At 64.4% G+C, this 21,119-nt stretch carries 22 protein-coding genes and 3 riboswitches; of the genes, 5 read left to right on the forward strand and 17 right to left on the reverse strand.

Annotation, left to right across the window (positions count from 1 at the left end; genetic code table 11):
* The 12 genes from H292_RS0106085 to H292_RS0106140 form a co-directional block, all read right to left on the reverse strand.
* The gene (locus H292_RS0106085) at positions 1-1,617 is read right to left on the reverse strand and encodes an ABC transporter substrate-binding protein (protein ID WP_020110843.1); all 1,617 of its coding nucleotides are present in this window, start codon (positions 1,615-1,617) and stop codon (positions 1-3) included.
* Positions 1,618-1,715: 98 nt separating this feature from the next.
* On the reverse strand, positions 1,716-1,811 hold the full coding sequence (locus tag H292_RS28795) for a putative leader peptide (RefSeq protein WP_329955143.1): 96 nt from the start codon (positions 1,809-1,811) through the stop codon (positions 1,716-1,718).
* Positions 1,812-1,815: 4 nt separating this feature from the next.
* A riboswitch (SAM riboswitch) is annotated at positions 1,816-1,918 on the reverse strand.
* Positions 1,919-1,983: 65 nt separating this feature from the next.
* Positions 1,984-3,084, reverse strand: a complete 1,101-nt coding sequence (locus tag H292_RS0106095; protein WP_037188102.1) for an LLM class flavin-dependent oxidoreductase — start codon at positions 3,082-3,084, stop codon at positions 1,984-1,986.
* Positions 3,085-3,128: 44 nt separating this feature from the next.
* A complete protein-coding gene (locus H292_RS0106100) occupies positions 3,129-4,568 on the reverse strand; it encodes an MFS transporter (protein ID WP_020110846.1) in 1,440 nt (479 codons plus the stop codon).
* Entirely contained in the window at positions 4,540-5,931 is a 1,392-nt protein-coding gene (locus H292_RS0106105) for an NtaA/DmoA family FMN-dependent monooxygenase (protein ID WP_020110847.1), read from the reverse strand. The genes H292_RS0106100 and H292_RS0106105 overlap by 29 nt, the downstream gene beginning before the upstream one ends.
* Before the next feature lies 1 nt (position 5,932).
* Positions 5,933-6,970 (reverse strand): LLM class flavin-dependent oxidoreductase, encoded by a 1,038-nt coding sequence (locus H292_RS0106110; RefSeq protein ID WP_020110848.1) that lies wholly within the window; start codon positions 6,968-6,970, stop codon positions 5,933-5,935.
* Positions 6,967-8,037 (reverse strand): LLM class flavin-dependent oxidoreductase, encoded by a 1,071-nt coding sequence (locus tag H292_RS0106115; RefSeq protein WP_020110849.1) that lies wholly within the window; start codon positions 8,035-8,037, stop codon positions 6,967-6,969. The genes H292_RS0106110 and H292_RS0106115 overlap by 4 nt, the downstream gene beginning before the upstream one ends.
* A complete protein-coding gene (locus H292_RS0106120; RefSeq protein ID WP_020110850.1) occupies positions 8,034-8,546 on the reverse strand; it encodes a GNAT family N-acetyltransferase in 513 nt (170 codons plus the stop codon). Before H292_RS0106120 ends, H292_RS0106115 begins: the two co-directional genes overlap by 4 nt.
* 6 nt (positions 8,547-8,552) lie before the next feature.
* Positions 8,553-8,648: riboswitch (SAM riboswitch) on the reverse strand.
* A gap of 72 nt (positions 8,649-8,720) precedes the next feature.
* Positions 8,721-9,797 (reverse strand): FAD-dependent oxidoreductase, encoded by a 1,077-nt coding sequence (locus tag H292_RS0106125; RefSeq protein WP_020110851.1) that lies wholly within the window; start codon positions 9,795-9,797, stop codon positions 8,721-8,723.
* 7 nt (positions 9,798-9,804) lie between these two features.
* Positions 9,805-10,779: an ABC transporter substrate-binding protein gene (locus H292_RS0106130; RefSeq protein WP_020110852.1), complete on the reverse strand. Its 975-nt coding sequence runs from the start codon at positions 10,777-10,779 to the stop codon at positions 9,805-9,807.
* 32 nt (positions 10,780-10,811) lie between these two features.
* Entirely contained in the window at positions 10,812-11,609 is a 798-nt protein-coding gene (locus tag H292_RS0106135; RefSeq protein ID WP_019663202.1) for an amino acid ABC transporter ATP-binding protein, read from the reverse strand.
* Positions 11,606-12,571 (reverse strand): amino acid ABC transporter permease, encoded by a 966-nt coding sequence (locus tag H292_RS0106140; protein ID WP_019663201.1) that lies wholly within the window; start codon positions 12,569-12,571, stop codon positions 11,606-11,608. The genes H292_RS0106135 and H292_RS0106140 overlap by 4 nt, the downstream gene beginning before the upstream one ends.
* A 162-nt stretch (positions 12,572-12,733) precedes the next feature.
* A riboswitch (SAM riboswitch) is annotated at positions 12,734-12,831 on the reverse strand.
* A 146-nt stretch (positions 12,832-12,977) separates the two neighbouring features.
* Between H292_RS0106140 and H292_RS0106145 the strand changes: the two genes are divergently transcribed.
* Together H292_RS0106145 and H292_RS27670 are read left to right on the forward strand one after the other, a co-directional pair.
* Complete coding sequence (locus tag H292_RS0106145; RefSeq protein ID WP_027498644.1) at positions 12,978-13,595, forward strand: DUF222 domain-containing protein; 618 nt, start codon at positions 12,978-12,980, stop codon at positions 13,593-13,595.
* A complete protein-coding gene (locus tag H292_RS27670; RefSeq protein ID WP_155949775.1) occupies positions 13,592-13,960 on the forward strand; it encodes a hypothetical protein in 369 nt (122 codons plus the stop codon). The genes H292_RS0106145 and H292_RS27670 overlap by 4 nt, the downstream gene beginning before the upstream one ends.
* Here the strand turns inward: H292_RS27670 and H292_RS0106155 are convergent.
* On the reverse strand, positions 13,939-15,165 hold the full coding sequence (locus H292_RS0106155) for an amidohydrolase (RefSeq protein WP_020110854.1): 1,227 nt from the start codon (positions 15,163-15,165) through the stop codon (positions 13,939-13,941). The genes H292_RS27670 and H292_RS0106155 overlap by 22 nt on opposite strands.
* Positions 15,166-15,460: 295 nt before the next feature.
* On the opposite strand from H292_RS0106155, the gene H292_RS0106160 reads away from it, so the two are divergent.
* From H292_RS0106160 to H292_RS0106170, 3 genes are all read left to right on the forward strand, one after another.
* A complete protein-coding gene (locus H292_RS0106160; RefSeq protein WP_026347446.1) occupies positions 15,461-15,760 on the forward strand; it encodes a WhiB family transcriptional regulator in 300 nt (99 codons plus the stop codon).
* A gap of 87 nt (positions 15,761-15,847) precedes the next feature.
* A complete protein-coding gene (locus tag H292_RS0106165; protein ID WP_371828087.1) occupies positions 15,848-16,606 on the forward strand; it encodes an HAD-IIA family hydrolase in 759 nt (252 codons plus the stop codon).
* The gene (locus H292_RS0106170; RefSeq protein ID WP_020110855.1) at positions 16,606-17,697 is read left to right on the forward strand and encodes an isochorismate synthase; all 1,092 of its coding nucleotides are present in this window, start codon (positions 16,606-16,608) and stop codon (positions 17,695-17,697) included. Before H292_RS0106165 ends, H292_RS0106170 begins: the two co-directional genes overlap by 1 nt.
* A 2-nt stretch (positions 17,698-17,699) precedes the next feature.
* Here H292_RS0106170 and H292_RS0106175 read toward each other — a convergent pair whose 3' ends face one another.
* The 4 genes from H292_RS0106175 to H292_RS0106190 are packed head-to-tail and all read right to left on the reverse strand — an operon-like array spanning position 17,700 to position 20,784.
* On the reverse strand, positions 17,700-18,923 hold the full coding sequence (locus H292_RS0106175; RefSeq protein ID WP_026347444.1) for an O-succinylhomoserine sulfhydrylase: 1,224 nt from the start codon (positions 18,921-18,923) through the stop codon (positions 17,700-17,702).
* Positions 18,924-18,934: 11 nt separating this feature from the next.
* Entirely contained in the window at positions 18,935-19,348 is a 414-nt protein-coding gene (locus H292_RS0106180; RefSeq protein WP_019663194.1) for a rhodanese-like domain-containing protein, read from the reverse strand.
* Positions 19,349-19,360: 12 nt separating this feature from the next.
* Positions 19,361-19,888 carry an Rv0361 family membrane protein gene (locus tag H292_RS0106185; protein ID WP_019663193.1) on the reverse strand — a complete coding sequence of 176 codons (528 nt, stop codon included), beginning with the start codon at positions 19,886-19,888 and terminating at the stop codon, positions 19,361-19,363.
* A 29-nt stretch (positions 19,889-19,917) separates the two neighbouring features.
* Positions 19,918-20,784 carry a TauD/TfdA dioxygenase family protein gene (locus H292_RS0106190; RefSeq protein ID WP_019663192.1) on the reverse strand — a complete coding sequence of 289 codons (867 nt, stop codon included), beginning with the start codon at positions 20,782-20,784 and terminating at the stop codon, positions 19,918-19,920.
* Positions 20,785-21,119 lie beyond the last annotated feature (335 nt).

Genomic DNA, 21,119 nt, shown 5'->3' on the forward strand with positions numbered 1-21,119 from the left:
TTATTGTCCGCTCAGCCAGGTGTCGAAGAACTGCAGCCGGGCCGACGCCTCGAACTTCAGGTCCTGCACGTTCGGTCCGGCACCGATGGCCTGCGACAGTTCGATCGTCGGAATCCACAGTCCGTTGTCGAGAACCTGCTGCTGCGCGGTAGCGATGATCTCGTTCCTGGCAGCGGTGTCGGTGGTGGCCAACTCCTCGTCGAGCGAGGCGTCGAGGTCGGGAATCGGTCCGCGGGCGTTGAGGTTTCGCCCGTCCACGGCGAAGGACGTACGCAGGATGTCGCCGTCGGCGCGGGTGCTGTTGTAGTACGTCGAGTCGTAGTCCTTCGTCCCCTGACGCGCCGTGGCCTCGGAATTGGAAACGAGCTCGAGCTGCAGATCCACTCCGACGTCGCGAAGCTGCTGCTGCGTCAGTTCGAGGATCGCCTGATTACCGGCGAACACCGCGCTGAACATGACCTTGAACGAGAGCTTCTGGCCGTCCTTCTCGCGGATTCCGTCGGCACCGGGCACCCAGCCTGCTGCGTCGAGAATCGATTTCGCCTTCTCCGGGTCGTACGTGACGTCCGCCAACTCCGTGTAACCGGGGGTCTTGCTGGCCAGCGTGCTCGTCGCGACCTTGAAGTCGGGTCCGAGAATGGTGTCGATCAGTTCCTGACGGTTGATCGCCGGCACCAGCGCCTTACGGACCTCCGGATCCTGCAGCACCCCGCGAGTGACGTTGGGTTGGAAGCCGAACGGTGTGCCCGGGTTGGACGTCGTCAGAATCTGCCCTCCGGTGGCCTCGATCTGCGGCGCGTCCTGAGGAAGCGCGTCGGAGATGGCGTCGAGCTGGTTGGAGGACAAGCTGCCGGTACGCACACCCGACTCGGGTACGACGGTGAACTCGATCGTGTCGAGGTATGCCTCGCCCTCGTGTCCGAACACGTCCGAGCCCCAGTCGTACCCGGTGCGCTTGGCCAACGTGACCGACTTGTCCTGCTGATAATCGGCGTAGGTGAACGGCCCGCTGCCGACGTTGGAGCCGTCGCACCGTTCCTCGGCAGGCTTGGCAACGGTGGACAGCGCCTGAAGGCCCAACTGCGCCGTCGACGTCGCCTGCAGGAACTGTGCGTTCGGGCCGTCGAAGTCGACCTGCGCAGTGAGCGGGTCGACGACGGTGGTGCCCTGGTAACCCGACAGGTAGCTACCACCGAGCGGCGACTTGGCCGTGGTCAGGATGTTCACGATCGAGTCGAAATTGGCCTTCACCGCCTCCGCGTCGACCGGTGTGCCGTCGCTGAAGGTGACACCGTCCTTCAGCTTGAACGTGAACGACGACGCGTCGGGTGCCACCTCCCAGCTCTCCGCGAGCCACGGAGTGATCTCCCCCGTCTCCGAATCCTGATCCGTCAGCGAGTCGACGACTTGCCTGACGACGTAGATGGTCTGGTTGGTCCCGGACTGAGCGGGGTCCGAGCAGGTGGGAGCACCCGACAATCCGTAGCGCAGAGTGCCGCCGGCAGTGGGCTCTCCGGCATCGGCCGAGGTGGTTGCCCCGCCACCTCCGCAGGCTGTGAGCACGACACTCAGGGCAGCGACAGCGCTGACACCTGCAAAAACGGAACGTGAAGACACCGAGATACTCCGGATCTTGATAGGACGCCGTCGACGCGCACGCAGGCGCGCCGAGTCAGGCGGAGAGGGATGGAGAGAACAGCAGACCGAGTGAGAACTCAGCCGCGACAGATCGAACCGGTCAACCGGCACAGATCCACGTGAATACGGCCCCAGGCCGTGACGAAGCCCTCGCTGAGCTGCGTGGTGGTCATCGTTCCTCCATCGGTCCCGGCGGTAGCACCCTCACCCGCGTGTTTCACCCCGCGGGGGGTTGCTGCGACGTCGTAGAGCCAGGTCTCTCGGTCGCTCTGGATGGTGTTTCGCCGACGAGTCTACGACGACGCGGTCGGGCTGCGCCAATTGGGTCGGTTTCCTACCGACAAACTAGGCGAAGTTCTTGCGCAGTACTTCCCCGAAGTGCTCGGCCTCCTCGAGGTGCGGATAGCCGGAGAAGATGAACTCCTCGATCCCGACGTCGACGTACTCGCGGATTCGCTCGGCCACCTCGTCGTGGCTCCCGACGAGGGCCGTGCCCGCTCCGCCGCGAACGAGCCCGAATCCGGCCCACAGATTGGGTCCGACCACAAGCTTCGTTCGATCCCCACCGTGCAGATCCAGCATTCGACGCTGCCCTTCGGACCCGATGCTGCGCAACGCTTTCTGGCGCCGCGTTACGAGTTCGTCGTCGACACCCGAGATCAGATTCTCCGCGACCTGCCACGCCTCCTCACTGGTTTCCCTCGTCACCACGTGCAGGCGAATCCCGCCGCGAATGCTCCGCCCCTTCTCCCTCGCGGCGGCCTTGACCGTGGCGAGCTTGTCCGCGACCTGCGCGGGCGGTTCTCCCCAGGTGAGAAACACGTCCGCCTCGGAGGCTGCGACGTCGATCGCCTCCGGCGAGGACCCGCCCAGGTACACCTCGGGCAGCGGAGTAGATGCGTACCCGCCGAATCCACCTGCAGGCCGGTCCACCTCGTAGAACTCACTGTGCACCGAGACTGCCTCGCCGTCGCCCACGGCTCGCGCGATCTGGAGGAACTCCTGCGCTCGACGGTACCGCGACTGCTTGTCCAGCGTGTCGCCGTACGCTCGCTGCTCGGCGTCGTCTCCACCGACGACGACATTCAACAACGCGCGTCCGGCCGACAATCGTTGGAACGTACTCACCATCTGCGCGGACAGAACGGGCGCCACGGCACCGGGACGAAAAGCCACCAGGAACTTCAGATTCTTCGTCGCCGAAATCAGCGCCGACGTCACCAGCCACGCGTCCTCGCAATGCGCACCCGTCGGCGTCAGAACCGCGTGAAAACCCAGCCGATCGACGGTCTGCGCGACCTGCGTGAGGTAGTCGAGCGACGCCTCCCGGTGGCCGGTGTCCGCAACGACGACTCCGGTGGCCCCGATGCCGACACCGTGCGACGCACCACCCAGACGTTCGTCGTCACCGCCCGTCGGGAGAAACCACGAGAACTTCGGTGTCACCGAGGCCTTCTGGCTCACTTCTGTTCGTGTCGCTTCTGTTCGTGTCACTGCTGTCTCCGATCAGCTCTACGCCGGCTGTCCGCCACTGCACATACGAGAGACCCGATCAGCATCATGCCACTGACCCCGAGTCCGAGGCCTGCCGCACGCCCGAAGTCGTTGTCGTCGGCCGCGAGAACCCCCAGGTAGATGCCCGGCACCGCGGCAAGGGAAATTGTTGCCGAAAGTCGTTGGGACAGTTGCAGAAATCCGGCCGCGACGCCGTTGGCCTGGGGAGGCGAGTACTCGAGCGTCATCGCGCGATTCGGTGCGTCCACGAATCCACTTGCCACGCCGGACAACACCGCGAGCACGACGAACGCCGGTACCGTCGCACCCCGGGGCAGGTATGCGATCACGCCGATATAGCCGGCCACCACGAACAGTTCGAGCACGATCGCACCGACCACGGCACTGCGGCCGAACTTCGCTACGACCCTCCATCCGAACGCAGACGTCACCGCCATCAGAATCGAACTGCCGACCATGATCAGAGCGGCCTGCAGCGCGGGGTATCCCAGGCCCTCGATGAGGTAGAGACTCAGCACCGCCTGCAGCGCCAGCACGGCGCCGAACCAGAACATCGCAACGGCCGTCCCCAGCGTGTATCCCTTGGCGGCCAGCAGTGCAGGCAGGAGAACGGGTGTGCCGCCCCTCGACGCGAAACGCTTCTCCCAGAACCAGAAGCCCACCAGCAGTCCCACCGATCCGACCACCGACAGGGTCGAGAACACCGCGCCGAGCGAAGACACCATGGGCAGCAACAGCAGCAGCGTCGCGACACCGAGAGCGAGGAGGCCGAGCACGTCGATGCTGGCGCCGGAGCGTCTACTGGAATCCCTGCGTAGCCACAGGGAACCCGCGATCAGGGTCGCTACGGCGAACGGGACGTTGAGCAGCAACAGCAGGCGCCAGCCGACGTCTGGATCGGCAACGCCGAGAAGCGTTCCGCCGAGGATCGGACCACAGAGGCCTGCCAGGCCGCCCGCCGTGCTGTAGACACCGAGTGCCTTCGCGCGTTCGCGGCCACTGTACCGATCGGTGATGATGCCCAGAACCTGCGAGCTGACGGTGCCGGCACCTATCCCCTGTCCCAGCCGCGCTGCGACGATCATCCACGGCTCGGCCGCACCTGCCCCGATCAGGCCCATGACGGAGAACACACCGAGTCCTGCGAGGAACAACCGTCGTCGCCCGATGACGTCGCCCAGCCTGCCCGCCGGTACCAGCGCGAGACCGAACGTCAGGGAGTAACTCGCCAGAATCCACTGAACCTCGGACGTGCCCGCATCCAGTGACGACCGGATCGCGGGCACGCCGATACTCAGAACCGCGGAGTCCAGAAGGGTGGTGAACCCCGCTGCCGCGCAGACGTATACGTCCTTTCGCGAGACACCGGTTCGTTGCTGCTCGAGATCAGCCTGCAGCGCTGCTATCGGTCTCACCGGTCTTTCTCCACGTCAACGGTTCGCGAAGACCGAGATGGCCACGCAACGTGGTCTCCGTGTACTCGGTCCGGTACGCACCGCGCTCCTGCAGTTCCGGAACCAGCCAGTCGACGATCTCGTCGAGGCCACCGGGGACGATGTACGGCGAGATGTTGAATCCGTCCGTCGCTCCTTCGCGGACCCATTTCGTGAGCTCGTCGGCGACCTGCCCTGGCGTACCGGCGAACCCGGAGCGCGCCGTCGTCTCGATGGCGACCTCGCGTAGCGAGAGGTTCTTGGCCTCGGCCAATGCGCGCCACTCCTTGGCGATCGCGTTGGGATCCTTGCCGTCTCGGAACGCACCCCGGGTTCCGGAGATCGGCGCCGATACTGGATCCTCGGAGGGCAACGGCCCGTCCGGGTCGCGATCGGACAGATCCTTGCCCCAGACGAGGCCGACGAGCGACAGCGCGGTCGGACCGGTGAACTGTCCCTCCCGAACCCACCGCTCCTTCTCCTCCACCTCGGACGCGTTCTCCGCCAACACGATCTGAGTACCGGGAAGAATCTTGATGTCGTCCTCCGGACGACCCGCGGTGCGAAGCCGGGCGCGGATGTCGTCGGCGAAAGTCAGTGCCTCGTCGAAATCGGTTCCGTGTCGAGAGAAGATGACGTCGGCGTTCGCAGCAGCGAAATCGCGACCGGTCGACGAGTCACCGGCTTGGAAGATGACGGGATGCCCCTGCGCGCTGCGTGGCAGAGTCGCATCGATCTCGAGGTCGAACTGGGACGTCGTTCTCGACACCCGCTGGACGGCGTTCTTCTCGGCCCAGTACTGGCTGTCACGCGAGGTCGCGAGTGCGTTGTCCGACCAGGAATCCCAGATGGCACGGGCAGTCCGGATGAACTGTCCGGCTCGCTCGTAACGCAGTTCGTGGTCGAGAAAGCCGCCGCGCCGGAAGTTCTCACCCGTCCACGCATTGTCGGTGGTGACGGCATTCCATCCCGCCCGGCCGTCGGACAGAACATCCAGGCCGGCCAGACGACGCGCGAGATCACCCGGCTCGTTGTACGTCGTGTTCTGAGTCGCGACCAGGCCGATCCGAGACGTGATGCCGGCCAACGCGGACAATTGCGCGATCGCGTCGGGACGGCCCGCGATGTCCAGGTCGAGTATCTTGCCTTCCTGCTCGCGCAGGCGCAGGCCTTCACCGAGGAAGAACGCGTCGAACAGTCCCCGTTCCGCGGTCGTGATCATCCGGCGGAACGTCTCGAAGTCGATCTGCGAACCGCTGGCCGAATCCGACCAGATGGTGGTGTGATTGACGCCTTGGAAGAAGACACCGAAGTGAACCTGGGCGTCGGGGCGGTACGGGCTCATGTCAGACCCTTTCGTAGCGGTTGGCGGGCCGAGTCAGTCCGAGGTTGGCGCGCAACGTCGATCCGGGTACGGGTCGATGTGCAACACCTGACTTCAACAGCGGCGGTAGAACGTAGCGCGCGAGGGCCGGAAGGTCCTCGTCGACGACGGTCGGAAACAGGCGAACGCCGTCGTATCGCGTTGCGATGTCGGTCAGAAGGTTCACCAATCCGGCCGCGTCACCGACGTATTCAAGCCGTCCGCTCGTCGGCGCACTCCCCTGCGAATTCAACAGCTCCGTACGTTCGGACGCCGTGACGCCGGACGCGTCGAGCGTGACGTCCAGTTCGAGGAACGTGAGCCCGTCGCCGCGGTGTGTGCTCTCGTTCGACTCGAGCACGACGTCGACCTGATCCCGGTCGTCTTCGGTACCGAAGACGACCAACTGCCCCTGCGGCGGCCTCGGCACGATCGCCGGGCCCTTCACCGAGAAGCTCTCGCCCTCGAAGTCCACGTAGTGCAGCTTGTCTCGGTCCAGGAAGCGTCCGGTCGCGACGTCACGCACAACGGCATCGTCCTCCCACGAATCCCACAACTGCCGTACGACGGTGATGGTGTCCGCCTGTTCGCGGTCCAGGTCCACCGCAGATTCGACGAGTGGACGGCCCCACGCCCGCGCCGCAGCAGCGTCGTCGACCCGCACCGGAATCCATCCGCCGCGGCCACGGGACGCGTAGTCCAGCGTGGCGAGCTGCGAGGCGGTGTGGAACGGCTCGGCGTAGGTGGTCCCGACGACGGGAACCAACCCGATCGTCGACGTGGTCGCAGCAACGAACGACGCGCGGTTGACGGCGTCGACCCGGGCGCTCACGTCCCCGGTGGGAGCCACGATGGAGTCGTCGAACGTCGCGAACGTGAATCCTGCGTTCTCCGCGGCAGCGACGCGGCGGCCGAGCACTCGACCGGACAGGGATTCGCTCGGTGCATGCGCCGCCCGACGCCATGCCGCTGGATGCGTTCCCTCCCCGTCCAGCTCGATACCGAGGGCGAAAATGCTCATACCAGAACCTCTTTCGGAGAACTTTCGGAAACCAGCGGCCGGCTGGGAATGCGGTGGCGCAGAACGGGAGCCACGTCGGACTGAAAAAGTTCCAGACTGCGGCGCTGTTGAGATGCGGTCACACCGTCGGCATCGGCGCTGAGGTGGATCACCTCGTGGCCGAACCGTTCGTGGTAGCGGCCGACCTTGTCGATCACCTGCTCAGGACTGCCGATCAACGCCGAGCTGCGCTCCACCAGGTCCTCCAACGTGTCGAAGACGACGGGCAGACCGGCTTTACGCTGCGCCGCGAGGCGTGCCTCGAAGGTGAAGCGGTACGCAGCGAGAGCTTCCTGCGAGGTCGGCGCCACGTGGAAGCCTGCTGTGCCTGCGCCGACGAGTGCGTCCTGTGGAGCACGCCCGTAGTGCTCCCACCTCTCGCGGTAGTAGCGTATGAGCTCGGCGTACGGCTGAACAGGGTTGCTGACGTTCGCCGAGAACAGCGGATCACCATAGCGCGCAGCAAGATCCACGGACTCGGTGCTGGTTGCGCTACCGTGCCAGATTCTGATGCGCTCCTGCAGCGGACGCGGGAGCGCCTTGGCGTTGTTCAACGACGGGCGGAACCGACCGGACCACGTCACGGTCTCGCTCTCCCAGAGCATGCGGAACAACTCGTAACCTTCGCGGTTACGGTCCCACTGATCGTCCGGGGTGACATGGAACAGATCTGCCTGCGCGCTACCGTTCCCCTTGCCAATGATCAGTTCGAGCCTGCCACCCGACAGGTTGTCCAGCGTCGAGTAATCCTCGAACGCTCGAACCGGATCCAACAGACTCAGCGTCGTGACGGCGGTGAACAACCCGATCCGCGACGTACGAGCCGCGATGTTGCTGAGCACCACCGGCGGCGACGACGAGATGAACGGGTCCTCGTGACGTTCACCGACCGCGAATCCGTCGAAACCCAGTTCTTCTGCGAGAACTGCAGTCTCGACCACATCCGTGAACCTCTCCGCAGGACTCTTCTTCTCCTGCGAGATCGGATCCGGTCGGTGGGCGATGAGGCTCATCAGCAGAAACTTCATTCTGCGCCCTCACAGCTCAAGGACTTCTCGAACGGGTGAACGCCGACTTCCGCCGAGGGCAGCGACCGATCGTAGAGCGCTGTGTACCCGGTGGACAGGTACAGCGCAACAGCCTCGGGCTGATTCCATCCGGTGGTCAGGTAGACACGGCGGTAACCCCGCTCGGACGCGATACGCTCGAGTTCGGCAACGACGAGCTTTCCGTAACCCCTCTTACGGTGCGAGGCCGACGTCCAGATGCGTTTCAATTCCGCAGTGGTGGAGTCGTACTGACGAAAAGCTCCCCCGGCCACCGGAACACCTTCGGCGATCGCCACCACCAGCGCACCGCCCGGTGGCTCGAACTCGTCAGCCGGATACGACGTCAACTCGCTGTACATCTGCCCCGGCGTGGTGTCGTACCGGCTCGAATACTCGAGTGCCAGCTCCTCGATCAGCGGCGCCGCCAGCGGATCGGTCTGGTGGACGGCAACGAACTGCAGTGCTGTGGTTCCCAGCGAGGTTGTCATGTTTCTCCTCCATCGGTCCTGGCGGGAGCACCCGCACGCACACGGCGTGATGGTTGCTGCGACGTCGTCGAGCCAAGGTCTCTCGGTCGCTCTGGATGGTCTGGATCGTCTGGATCGTCTGGATGGTGTTTTCAGTTGTACGAACCGGGACCGGTGCTGTTCCATTCCCGATTGCTAGGAAATCTGTCGAGCTCCCAGCCGGAACAAGGGTGTCTCGGACGTCCCACCGTCGACCAGGTCCGCGACGAGCTCGCCGATCGCAGGCGCGAATTTGAAGCCGTGTCCGGAGAATCCACCGGCGACGGTCAGGTTCCCGACACGGTCGACGACGAAATTGGAGTCGGGCGTTGTGGTGTACAGGCAGGTCAGAGGGTCGGCTGATGCGGCGTCGACGCCGGGCAGCCAGGTGCGGGCATACGTCTGCAGTCGGTCGACACCGTCCTCGCGAGCGACGAAATTTCGCGTGTCGGGATCGACGATCGGTCCGGTTCCGTGTTCGCCGATCTTGACGCCCTCTTCGCCCTGCAGACCGTAGATCCCCTCACCGTCGAGTTCGGCGCCGGGGTGGTGGATGAAGCTCGGCCAGTCGGCCGAGGTGGTCGGTAGGAAGTGTGCGGGTTGTTCCTGTGTGGTGACCAGTTCGGGCAGGGTGACGTGCGAGTCGACTACCTTCGACGTCCAGGCACCTGCGGCGACCACGATGTGGTCGGCCACGTAGGTGTGCGCGTCGGTGGACACCTCGCTCGCGGAGATGCTGCGCACCGGACTGCCGTACTCGATTCTCGCCCCGAGGGCGGCAGCCGCAGCGGTGAACGCGGCCACACTACGGTCGGCGTGCAACCGCCCGGCGTCCGGGTGATAAAGCACTGTTGTGTCGAATTTCAGCCCTGCCCAACGCTTCTGTGCCTCACGCGGTTCGAGGACCTCGCTCGCCAGCCCGGCCTTCGCGAGCGCCTCGACGCGCGGAGTCACGATGACGGGTGCACCGTGATCGACGGCGCCCGTGAGCGTCAGTAGCTCTGTAGCGGTCTCGTTTTCGAGCTTTCGCCACAGTGTGTACGCACGCGCGGCGAGGTCGACGTAGTAGTCGTCGGCGTAGGCATGACGGAAGATGCGGGAAGTTCCGTGTGACGCGCCGTTACGATGGCCCGGCGCGAATTGTTCCAGCAGGGTGACGCTGTGGCCACGCCGTGCGAGCACCCAGGCGGACGCCGCACCGATCACTCCGCCACCGACGACTACTACGTTCATGTACCGATTATCCAGCCTTGCGCGGCAGACCCGGCGGGTTGACGACCGATTCGGTGACTGCCTCGTCCTTCAGGCCCCACCGGTCGATGACCTTCTGGTAATCACCGGTCTCGATCGCATGGTCGATCGCCTCCTGCACGGCCTCGATGAGCCCGTTGTCCTTCTTCGTCGTCACGGCGATCTCACCCTGCAAAGCGTCGCCTGCTCCGGAGAACGTGCCGATGATCTTGCTCTCGCCACTGGTGGCAGCGTGGTAGACAGCGCTCGGGTTCGGACCGAGGTAGCCGTCGATCCGGCCCGACGCGAGCGCCAGGTAGTAGTCGGACGTCGTCTGGTAGTAGGCGATCTCGGCCGGAGCCAGTCCGGCGGCGACGTTCTGAGCGTTCCAGTCGACGAGCAGCTGTTCCTGATTGGTTCCGGAACTGACACCGATCTTCTTGCCCGCGATGTCTTCCTTCGAGGCGACCGTCCAGTCTGTGTCCTTCTGCGTCTCGAACGCGAGGTTGTCCAGACGGTACGTCGCGAAATCGTACTTGTCCTTGCGCTCCTCGGTGACCGTGACGTTCGAGATGAAGACGTCGTTCTCGCCCGAGTCGATCTTGACGAAGTTCTGCGCCCAGTCGGCGACGGTGATCTCGGGCTTCAATCCCAGGATGTCGGCAATGAGGATACCGAAGTCGACCTCGGATCCGACGACGGTGGTGTCGTCGGTGGCGTAGAAGCGCAGCGGCGGGGCAGTTCCGGATGTTCCGGCGATGGTCAGCACGCCGCTGTCACGGATCGCCTGCGGAACCTTGGCTGCGATGTCGTCCACCTTGTCGGCGTGGACTCGGCCTTCCTGCTCCGGCGAGAGATCGAAGGTCTGACCTGTCTCGGTCACCACCTCGGATTCCGCCGCCGGCTCGCTGCATGCGGTGAGGGTCAGGGCCGCAGCAGAGAGTGCAGACGCGAGGACAAGAAGTCCCCGGTTGAATCTGGGCATGGTTGTTCCTTGTGTTGTGTGGGTGTGGAGGTCTAGAGAACGTGCGCGAGAAAAGCTTTGGTGCGCGGTTCCTGTGGATTGTCCAGCAGTTCGGAAGGAGTGCCTTGTTCGACGACCTGCCCGGCATCCATGAAGACGACGGTGTCGGCGATTTCCTTGGCGAATCCGACCTCGTGGGTCACGATCACCAGGGTCGCGCCTTCACGGGCCAGTCCTCGGATGACTTCGAGTACCTCTCCGACCAGCTCGGGGTCGAGGGCCGACGTCGGTTCGTCGAACAGAATCACTTTGGGACGCAGAGCAAGTGCGCGTGCGATCGCCACACGCTGCTGCTGCCCGCCCGACAGGCGTCGTGGATAGTCGTGTGCCTTGTCCTTCAACCCGACGCGCTCGAGAAGGGCGAGCGCCTCGGGTTCCACGTCGGCACGCTTGCGCTTCTGCGCGGACACCGGAGCTTCGAGCACGTTCTCGAGAACGGTCAGGTGCGGAAACAGATTGAAGTTCTGGAACACGAAACCGATCTGCGAGCGTTGCTTCAGGATGTCCTTGTTGCTGAGCTCGTGCAGTTTGTTGCCCCGACGACGGTATCCGACGAGGTCGCCGTCGACACGGACCGTCCCCTGATCGACCTTCTCGAGGTGGTTGAGGCTGCGTAACAGCGTCGACTTGCCCGATCCGGAGGGACCGATGATCACCGTCACCTCACCGGGCCGGACGACGAGGTCGACACCCTTGAGGACCTCGAGTGGTCCGTAGGACTTGTGCACGCCCCGGACCTCGACGGCGTACTTGCTGTTCTCGGTGGGCGTGGTGGCGTCGAGCGTCGTCATCGCGTTGCTCCTCCGCGCGGCGGTGCGGTGATCTCGGCAACCCGCTTGCGAATCTTCTGGATCGGTGTCAGGGGAATGGTCCGCACCGCGCCTTTGGCGTAGTGCCGTTCGACGTAGAACTGCACGACGGACAGAACCGAGGTCAAGATGATGTACCAGACCGTCGCGACCATGAGCAACGGAACGACGCGGCCGTTACGGCCGTAGATGACCTGCACCTGGTAGAACAGCTCGGCGATCGCCATGACGGACACGATCGAGGTCCCCTTGAAGAGGCTGATCACCTCGTTCGCGGCATTCGGCAGGATGCCCCGCATCGCCTGTGGCAGAACGATCTTGAAGAACTCGCGCCGCTTCGGGATACCCAGCGCGGCAGCGGCTTCGAGTTGGCCCTGGTCCACCGAGATGATGCCGGCACGGACGATCTCGGCCGAGTACGCAGCCTGATGAAGAGCAAGACCGATGATCGCGGCCGTCGATCCACTGATGACGTTGTTGACGTTGAACTCGAAGAACGCAGGACCGAAGGGAATTCCGAGCGTCAATGTCTGATACAGGTACGCGATGTTGAACCAGAACAGAAGCTGCACGATCAGCGGAATGGACCTGAACGCCCAGATGTAGAACCACGAAATGACCTGCAGAACAGGGTTGTTGGACAACCGAGCGACAGCAAGACCGATACCGATCGCGAACCCGATCAGCGTGCCCCAGAACGTCAGCTGAATCGTCAACCACAGCGCGGACATGACCGACGCCGCCGTGAAGTACTGAGCGAACGTCGTCCAATCCCAGCCCGGATTGGTGGCCAGACCGTGGACGAACTGCGCCACGAGTACGAGAACCACCACGCTGACGATCCAGCGCCACGGGTGCCATTTCTTGGCGACGATCAGATCTTCGTCGTCGACGGTCGGTTCTGCGGCGGCGGGCCGCGCGTCCAATTGAGTCACCGGATCCACCGGGTGTGAGCATGCATGATCGAAGCCTTTGCCGAGGTAAGTAGAGCGAGGGGTGGTGCGATGCGGGTAGCGCGCTAGCTACAGCAGTACGTCGCGATACGGCACAGGTCGACGTGCAGACGACGCCACTCGGTCCGGTACAGCGGTGCGCTGTTCATGTGTCCTCCATCGGTCCTGGCGGTAGCACCCACACCTACCGTGAGGCAGGGGGTTGCTGCGACGTCGTAGAGCCAAGGTCTCTCGGTCGCTCTGGATGGTGACAGGAATGTATTCGCTCGATAGTGCAACCGTCAAGTCAGCGCAACCGATTTGTGCAGCGGCGCTTGACGTTAGGGTTCGAATCACCCTGATTTCAAACCTTGCATCCAGGAAGACGGATTGTTCGGAGTGCGTTGCAATCGAACACTTGTTCGAGTACCTTCGAAGCCATGGGGAAGCCGGGGGCATCGAAGAGCGGGTACGGAGCGAGGCCGACGCGGCTGCGCATATCCTCGACGGCCTTGCAGAGTCACGCAGGGCCGAAAACCGAGCTTCGGCCGAACTGATCCGCGGCCTGTACGCACTCGGAGAGTTCAGGCTGGCCACCGAGGCGGATATCCACAGCCAGGGCGGCGAAGCGGACGTGACACTCGCGCAGCGAGCCGTCGAATGCGAGGCCTCGGTGACTCTTGCTCTGTCGCGCACAGCGACTCGCGAGAGACTGATCGTGGGCAGGGAATTGGAGGAGCGACTCCCGGCCATCCTCGACGCATTCAGAGCGGGCGACCTCGACTATCAACGGGTTCGCACCATCGCGCTCGTGCTGTCGAAAGCGAGCGACAACACCGTCCGCGGGATCGAAGCAGATGTTCTGGCCTCTGCACGTCGGTGCAGTATCCGTCGATTGCGCGAGCGCATCTGGGCGCACTGGTTCGACTACAACGAGGCCGAAGCACTGGCGGCACGCAGGCAACAGAATCGGAAGAACCATGCGCATCGATCAAGCACGGCGCCGACGGAATGGCCACTCTGTTCGCAAAGATGACCGCTCTCGAAGGCGTGGAATGCAATTCGGTTCTCGACGAGATCGCAGCCACGGTGATGGTTCCGGGCAACGGTGTACCCGCGCGCAAGAACAAACGCACACGCACGCCCCGACCGACCGCCCCCACCGGCGATCCACCCGACGAGCTGTATGCACCCACGTGGTGGGAAACGTACATCGGTGAGTACAGCGAATACGGCGACGTGGCCGGCACCGATCGGGCTGCCTACGTGCCGTCGCTCGGTGACATCGCGCGACTGACAGACCCCACGGCACGTGCCGACGCGATTTTCCTCCGAGAACGATTCCTCGAACATCGCGCAGTCGTGACCGCGCGTGAACGCTACCGGCCGCCGCCGTTCTGACGAACAGGCGGCACGACCGAATTCAACGCTGCGAGCGCAACCGAGGTGAACGCTCGCACCCCGACGTCGATGGCGACGTCGGGGTCGGGCGCGTACCAGGGGCTGTGACCGTTCGGCACCGGAACCCTGCTCGCCACTTCTTCCGCCAGACCGGTGCCGAAGTACCAATAGACAGACGGGACACCGAAACTGGTGCCGTATTCGCCGAAGTCCTCCGAACCGGTGACCGGGTCGACCACGGTGAAGCCGTGCTCGCCGAACTCGGTTTCGAGCGCCGATCGAACGGTCTCGAATGCGGCGACGTCGTTGACGTTCTGCGGGAAGTGCACCGTGTGCTCGAATTCGGGTTCTGCCTGGAGGCCGCTGGCCTGGGCTTCGGCAACGACGATTCGACGCACGGATCGCTCGATCAGAGACCGCACCTCCTCGGTGAACGACCGAGCGTTGACGGTGAACGTCAATTCGTCGGGAAGGATGTTGCTGACGGTGCCCGCATGAATCGTGCCCACCGATACCACCGCAGTCTCGTTCGGCGGAACCTCCCTGGACACGATGGTCTGCAAACGCAGGATCATCGACGCCGCCAGCACGACGAGATCGACGGTCTTGTGCGGACCGGCCGCATGCCCACCGTCGCCGCGCAGAGTTATCTGCCAGGTATCGGCAGCGGCTTGCAACACCGCGGGCCGTGACCCGACGGTGCCCGGAGCAAGTGCGCCGCTGGCATGCTGCCCGAGCACGATGTGCGGGGTCGGATGATCGTCGAAGATTCCCGACGCCAACTGCGCGCGTGCCCCCGATCCGACCTCCTCCGCAGGCTGGAAGATCGCGACGACGGTGCCCGACCACCGGTCCCGTACCGCCAGGAGCCTGTCGATCGTGCCGATCAGCGACGTGATGTGAACATCGTGGCCACAGGCATGCATCGCACCGGTAGTGCTCGCGTACGGAACGCCCGTCTGCTCCGCGATGGGCAGCGCATCTATGTCCGCGCGAAGGCCGACCACCGGCCCCGGCCCGTTCTCCAGCGTCGCGACGAGACCGGTCACGGTGTCCGACGTGGACAGGTGAAGTCCGCGGCCGCGTAACTCGTCGGCGATCACGGCCGTAGTCCGTCTCTCCTGGAACGCCACCTCCGGCCAACGGTGGAAATCCTCGTACAGTTCGCGCAGTCGAGATGGCCGCACCGCCGCCAACGTCGTCATCCAGATCTCCCGTCGAGTGAAGACACTTCGGTCAGGAGGTTAGTTCCCGTACCTTCACATCTCCCTGGATTCGACGCCAAGAGAAGTGCACGATTGCCCTGAAGGCCCTCGAAGACAATGCTTTTCGCGCACTCGGAAAACTCAGAATCAGGCTGATTCTATTGCCGGTCTCGGCAGAGGCGCTGTCACCACTGAACACCGTTGCCCTACGCGGTCACCAGATGTTCACTCCATCATTAGACGCTCGATGATTCGAAACCTTCTCCGTGGTCTGCAGGAACGCCATCATCGGTTCATGGCCCCAACGACAACAGCATGGCAGTGGCAGTTGGACGCGGTTTGCCGTGGGCACGGCACCACCGAAGACTCCGCAGGCCCCGATCCGATCTCCGATGTGTTCTTCTCCCCGTCGGGCGAAGGCAGGACCGCACGGCGCCAGCGCGAGAACAGGGCGAAGGTGTTGTGCGAACAATGCCCGGTCATCGTTCAGTGCCGTCAGTTCGCCCTCGCGACCAACGAGCCGTTCGGAGTGTGGGGTGGAATGACCGCCCGCGAACGGGCCCTGCGGCGCACGGCACTGAAGAAAGCCGGCTAGATCGCACTTCCCGCGAGTGGAAAACGTCGCGAGTGGAAGACTGTAGGGGTGAGCGACAAGGACGAGCCCCAGCGTTGGACCTACCTGATGGACATGGACGGTGTGCTCGTCCACGAGGATCACCTCATACCCGGCGCCGACGCGTTCGTCGCGGAGCTGCAGGCGAACGAGATTCCGTTCATCGTGCTCACCAACAACTCGATCCGCACACCCCGCGACCTGCGCGCCAGGCTCGAACGCACCGGCCTGAACATCCCCGAGAAGTCCATCTGGACGTCGGCACTGGCGACGGCCAACTTCCTGGGGAACCAACGTCCCCGCGGCAGCGCGTACGTCGTCGGCGAATCAGGTCTGACGACGGCGCTGCACGACATCGGATACGTGCTCACCGACTCCAACCCGGACTACGTCGTGCTCGGTGAGACCCGCACCTACTCGTTCGAGGCCATCACCACCGCCATTCGCCTCGTCGAGAAGGGCGCTCGGTTCATCGCCACCAATCCCGACGCCACCGGGCCGTCGCGAGAAGGCTCCCTGCCCGCGACGGGGTCCGTCGCAGCCCTCATCACCAAGGCAACCGGCAAAGAGCCATACTACGTCGGGAAGCCGAACGCGCTGATGATGCGCTCGGCGCTGCGCGCCATCGGCGGTCACTCCGAAAGCACGCTGATGATCGGTGACCGCATGGACACCGACGTTCTCTCCGGACTCGAAGCAGGCCTGCAGACCATCCTGGTACTCACCGGAATCTCCACGAAGACGTCCGTCGAGAACTACCCGTTCCGCCCGACGAAGGTGATCAACTCGGTCGCCGATCTCGTCGGCCGGACCCAGTCGCCGTTCTGATGGCGCCCTCGCCCACCGGTACACCGACCTTCGTTCTGTCACGCAGCACCTACAACGTCGAAGCAGACGGAGTGGAGAACGCGTACGCGTCGACGGACGACGCCGTCGCAGCCGTCCGCAGTGGAACGCCCGTCGTCGGTGCCCTGCCGTTCGACGACGCCGACCCGGTGGCCCTGACACACCCGACATCACTGCGTCGAACCGACGGTCCCTGGCGAGCGTTCACGACTGCGCTGCCCCGGGTCCGCGTCGGAGAACAGATCCCTTCTGCGGAGGAACACGTCGCGCGCGTGCACGCACTGGTGAACAGCATGCGCGACGGGTCGGTGCAGAAAGTGGTGCTGGCGCGATCGCTCCGATTGTTTGCCGACTCCCCGATCGACCCCATGGCCCTGCTCGGCACCCTCGTCGAGAAGGACGTCCTGGGAAACGGCTATGCCGTCGACCTCTCCGCAGCGGGGGCAGAGCATGCGGGCTCGTACCTCGTCGGGTCGAGCCCGGAGCTGTTGATTCGGCGCCACGGCCGCGCCGTGACATGCCATCCATTCGCCGGAACCGCGGCGCGCAGCGACATCCCCGACGAGGACGCCGCCATCGCCGCTCGCCTCGCAGCCAGCGCCAAGGACCAAGCCGAACACCGATTCGTCGTCGACGAGATCAGGTCCGCACTGGAACCGCTGTGCAGCGACCTCGACATCCCGCCGGAACCGCAGCTCAGCAGCACCCCGCAACTGTGGCACCTCAGCACACCCATCACCGGGACTCTGCGCGACGCGGCGACGACCTCGCTCGATCTGGCGATCGCCCTGCATCCCACACCTGCCGTCGCGGGCGTACCGCGCCGGGCGGCGATGGACGCGATCAAGCGGATCGAAGGACCACGGGGCTTCTACGCAGGCGCAGTCGGATGGGCCGACGCCGTGGGTGACGGTGAATGGATGGTGGCCATCCGAGGCCTCGAACTCGCCGCCGACGGCCGCTCGGCCCTCGCCACCGCCGGCGGCGGGATCGTCGCCCAATCCGACCCCGACGCCGAACTCGCCGAAACGACAGCCAAGTTCCGAACGGTACTGGCCGCCTTCGGCGTCTGAGCTCAGCCGAGCGCCTGCTTCAGGTCCGCGATGAGATCCTCGGTGTCCTCCAGGCCGATCGAGATACGAACGACCCCGTCGGAAAGACCCACTGCAGCACGGCCTTCCGGCCCCATGGCGCGATGCGTCGTGGTCGCAGGGTGCGTGATGAGAGTCTTCGAGTCGCCGAGGTTGTTGGAGATGTCGACGACACGCAGAGCGTCGAGCAACTCGAACGCACGCTTCTTGCCTTCACCCTCGGGAGCAGCGAGCTCGAACGTGACGACGGTTCCGCCGCCCGTCATCTGACTCTTCGCCAGCTCGTGCTGCGGATGTGACTCCAGGAACGGGTATTTCACCCACGACACCGCAGGATGGGATTCGAGGAACGTCGCGATCTCGAGCGCCGACTGCGTCGAATGACGCACCCGAACCGGCATGGTCTCGAGACCCTTGAGCAGCGTCCACGCGTTGAACGGGCTCAGCGCAGGGCCGGTATGACGCATCAACGTCTGCACCGGGCCCTCGATGTACTCCTTGCTACCGAGAATCGCACCACCGAGGACACGTCCCTGGCCGTCGATGTGCTTGGTGCCGGAATACACCACCACATCCGCACCCAGTTCCAAGCTCTTCTGCAGCAACGGCGTCGCGAACACGTTGTCCAACACCACCGTTGCGCCCGCCGCGTGAGCAAGCTCGGACACACGCCTGACGTCCACCAGCGACTGCATCGGGTTCGACGGCGTCTCGAAGAACACCGCAGTCGTCGGTACCGACAGCGCCTCTTCCCACTGCGCGTTGTCTTCACCGTCGACGAACACGGTCTCGACGCCCCACCGCGGGAGGATCTCGTTGCACACCACGAAGCACGAACCGAACAAGCTGCGCGCAGCCACCAGACGGTCACCCGCCTTCAACAGCGCACCGAGGGCCGTGAACACCGCCGACATACCGCTGGAGGTACCGAAGCACGCCTCGGCGCCCTCGATCAACCGCAGTCGCTCCTCGAACATCTTGACCGTCGGATTGCCGTACCGCGAGTAGACGAAATGATCGATCTCCCCGGTGAACGCCTGCTCGGCCGCACCTGCGCTCTCGTAGACGAAGCCCGAAGACAGATACAACGCTTCCGCATTCTCGTCGAACCCGGACCTCATCAACCCGCCGCGAACACCCAGCGTTCCCTGCCCCACACCGTCAGGCAGCTTCTTGTCGAAGCCTCCGCCCTTGGGCAGGCCCGGAATCCTCTGCTCGCTCACTGCTGCCTCCACGGAAGTCCTACTGCACGCCACCCGACGACGCCGCGGTGACCGTCGGCGTCGGTTGCACCCTCGAAACCGTCGAGCACGTTGTAGGACGGGCCGATACCCGCGGCCGTCGCGGCCTCCGCCGCACCGATGGAACGCTGACCGGAGCGGCACAGGAACACCACCGGGCGCTCGCCGTCGACACCGGCTTCCTTCAGCTGATCGACGAAGTTCTCGTTCCGCGCGCCGTTCGGGTAGCTCACCCACTCGATCAGGTGAGTGGGCCGCTCGATCGACGACGTGTCCGGGACGCCGACGTACTGCCACTCGGCGTGCGTGCGGACGTCGACCAGAACTGCCTCGGGATTGTCACGAAGCAGCTCCCAGGCCGCCTCCGGGGTTATGTCACCTGCGTAAGTCACGGATCAAGCCTTTCATACGTTGCACACCAGCCATTTGTCGTCGACGCGGACGAACTTCCACACCTCGCTCGACGTAGCCCCGGTCTTCTCGAACTTCGTCGGCACCGTGACTACCCCGCGGTCACCGTTGATCTCGTACTCACTGGGAGCCCCGTCGACCACAAGTTTGCCGTTCTCCTCCACATCGGCAACCCGAGCGTCGGTGTAGTCCTGATCGGACCCGGTGACGAGGCTGCTCACCTGCTCGTCACAGGTGACGGCGCGCAGAGCGTCGGCGTCGCCCTCGTTCTGGGCGTCGACGAACTCGGTGATGCTGTCGGTGAGCAACTGAGCCTGAGTGACGTTGTCCTCGGCGGGAGCGAACCGAGCCGCGAGAAAGATTCCGGCGAGCAGCACGACGACGATGCCGACGGCGATCAGAAACGGCCACGCGTTCGGCGGGCGGCGTTCACCCGACGCGGCAGCTGCTGCAGACGCGTTGTTCTGCGCTTCCTCACGACTGTCGACCCACTGTTGCCTACGTTCACGCCACGACGCCATGGCGACAATCTTCCCCGCCCGGCAAACCTCTAGTGCTGCTGGGGTCCGACTGGAATGTCGCCGCGCAGGGTGATGCGGTGCATCTTGCGGTGCTCGGTGCCGTAATCACGGTTGGCGTAGTGCGAGGTGCTCCGGTTGTCCCACAGCACCAGGTCACCGAGACGCCAGCGGTGACGCACCACGTGCTCCGGCTTGGTCAGATGCGCGTACAGGAAGTCGAGGATGCCCCGACTCTCCGCCTCGGAGACACCGACGATGTGCGACGTGAAACCAGGGTTGACGAAAATGCCCTTGCGACCGGTCTCCGGGTGCACCCGAACAACCGGATGCTCGACGGGTACCAGCGCAGTCACCTCTTTGCCGTCCCAGACGTTGCCCTTGCCTCCGCGCTTCTGCGCGAGGTAGTAGCCGAACTCGCGGTTACCGTCGTGCACCGCGGTCAGCTGGTCGATCATCTGCCGCACCGGCGCAGCCAACGACTCGTAGGCGAGCTGACTGTCCGCCCAGTTGGTGTCACCCCCGTGCGGAGGGAGGACGACGGGCCGCAGAATCGACCCCATCGGCGGACGCTCCATGAACGTCACGTCCGTGTGCCAGATGTCCGCGAACCCGTTGTCCTGACTGTCGAGGGCATAGACCTCGGCAGCGACATGACCACTGTCGTGCACCGGATGCCCCGCCGTCAGCTCGCCGAGCCGTCGACCGAAATCGATCTGCCCCGCATCGTCGAGGGACTGCCCGCGCAGTACCAGAACCTTGTGCTCGACCAGTGCGTCGCGCACCGCTCGAATGTGCGCATCGGACGCCGACGCCACATCGAGCCCGATCACCTCGGCACCGAAACTCGGGCCGAACTTGTCGAGCGTGAGTGAAACCGTGGTTTCCACAGTGGTCATGTCTGTCCTCGATTCATGATGGCCGCGGACGTTTCGACGGCGAGCCGCATGGCCCGTCCGCGCCGAGACCGTGGTCGGTGCAGCCGTACTGGATGTGTGGCGAAAGAAGCGAAGGGCGCTCAAAGGGCCCGGTGCGCGGGAGAGGTCACCGACAACACATGGTGGTGCAGGTACGACAAAGGTCCAGGGCGATTCGCCGGACCAGGAATGTCGTCTGCATGATGCAATTCCTACCTGAAACCGGGAAATAGCTCAAGTCCGGATGCCTTGGAGTGTGCCCGGAGTGCGACGTAGCCTTGAGTGACGACCACCAGCCCAGATCAGGTAACACTTAA

Origin of the sequence: Rhodococcus sp. 114MFTsu3.1 (assembly GCF_000383555.1) — a bacterium.
Classification (GTDB): domain Bacteria; phylum Actinomycetota; class Actinomycetes; order Mycobacteriales; family Mycobacteriaceae; genus Rhodococcoides; species Rhodococcoides fascians_E.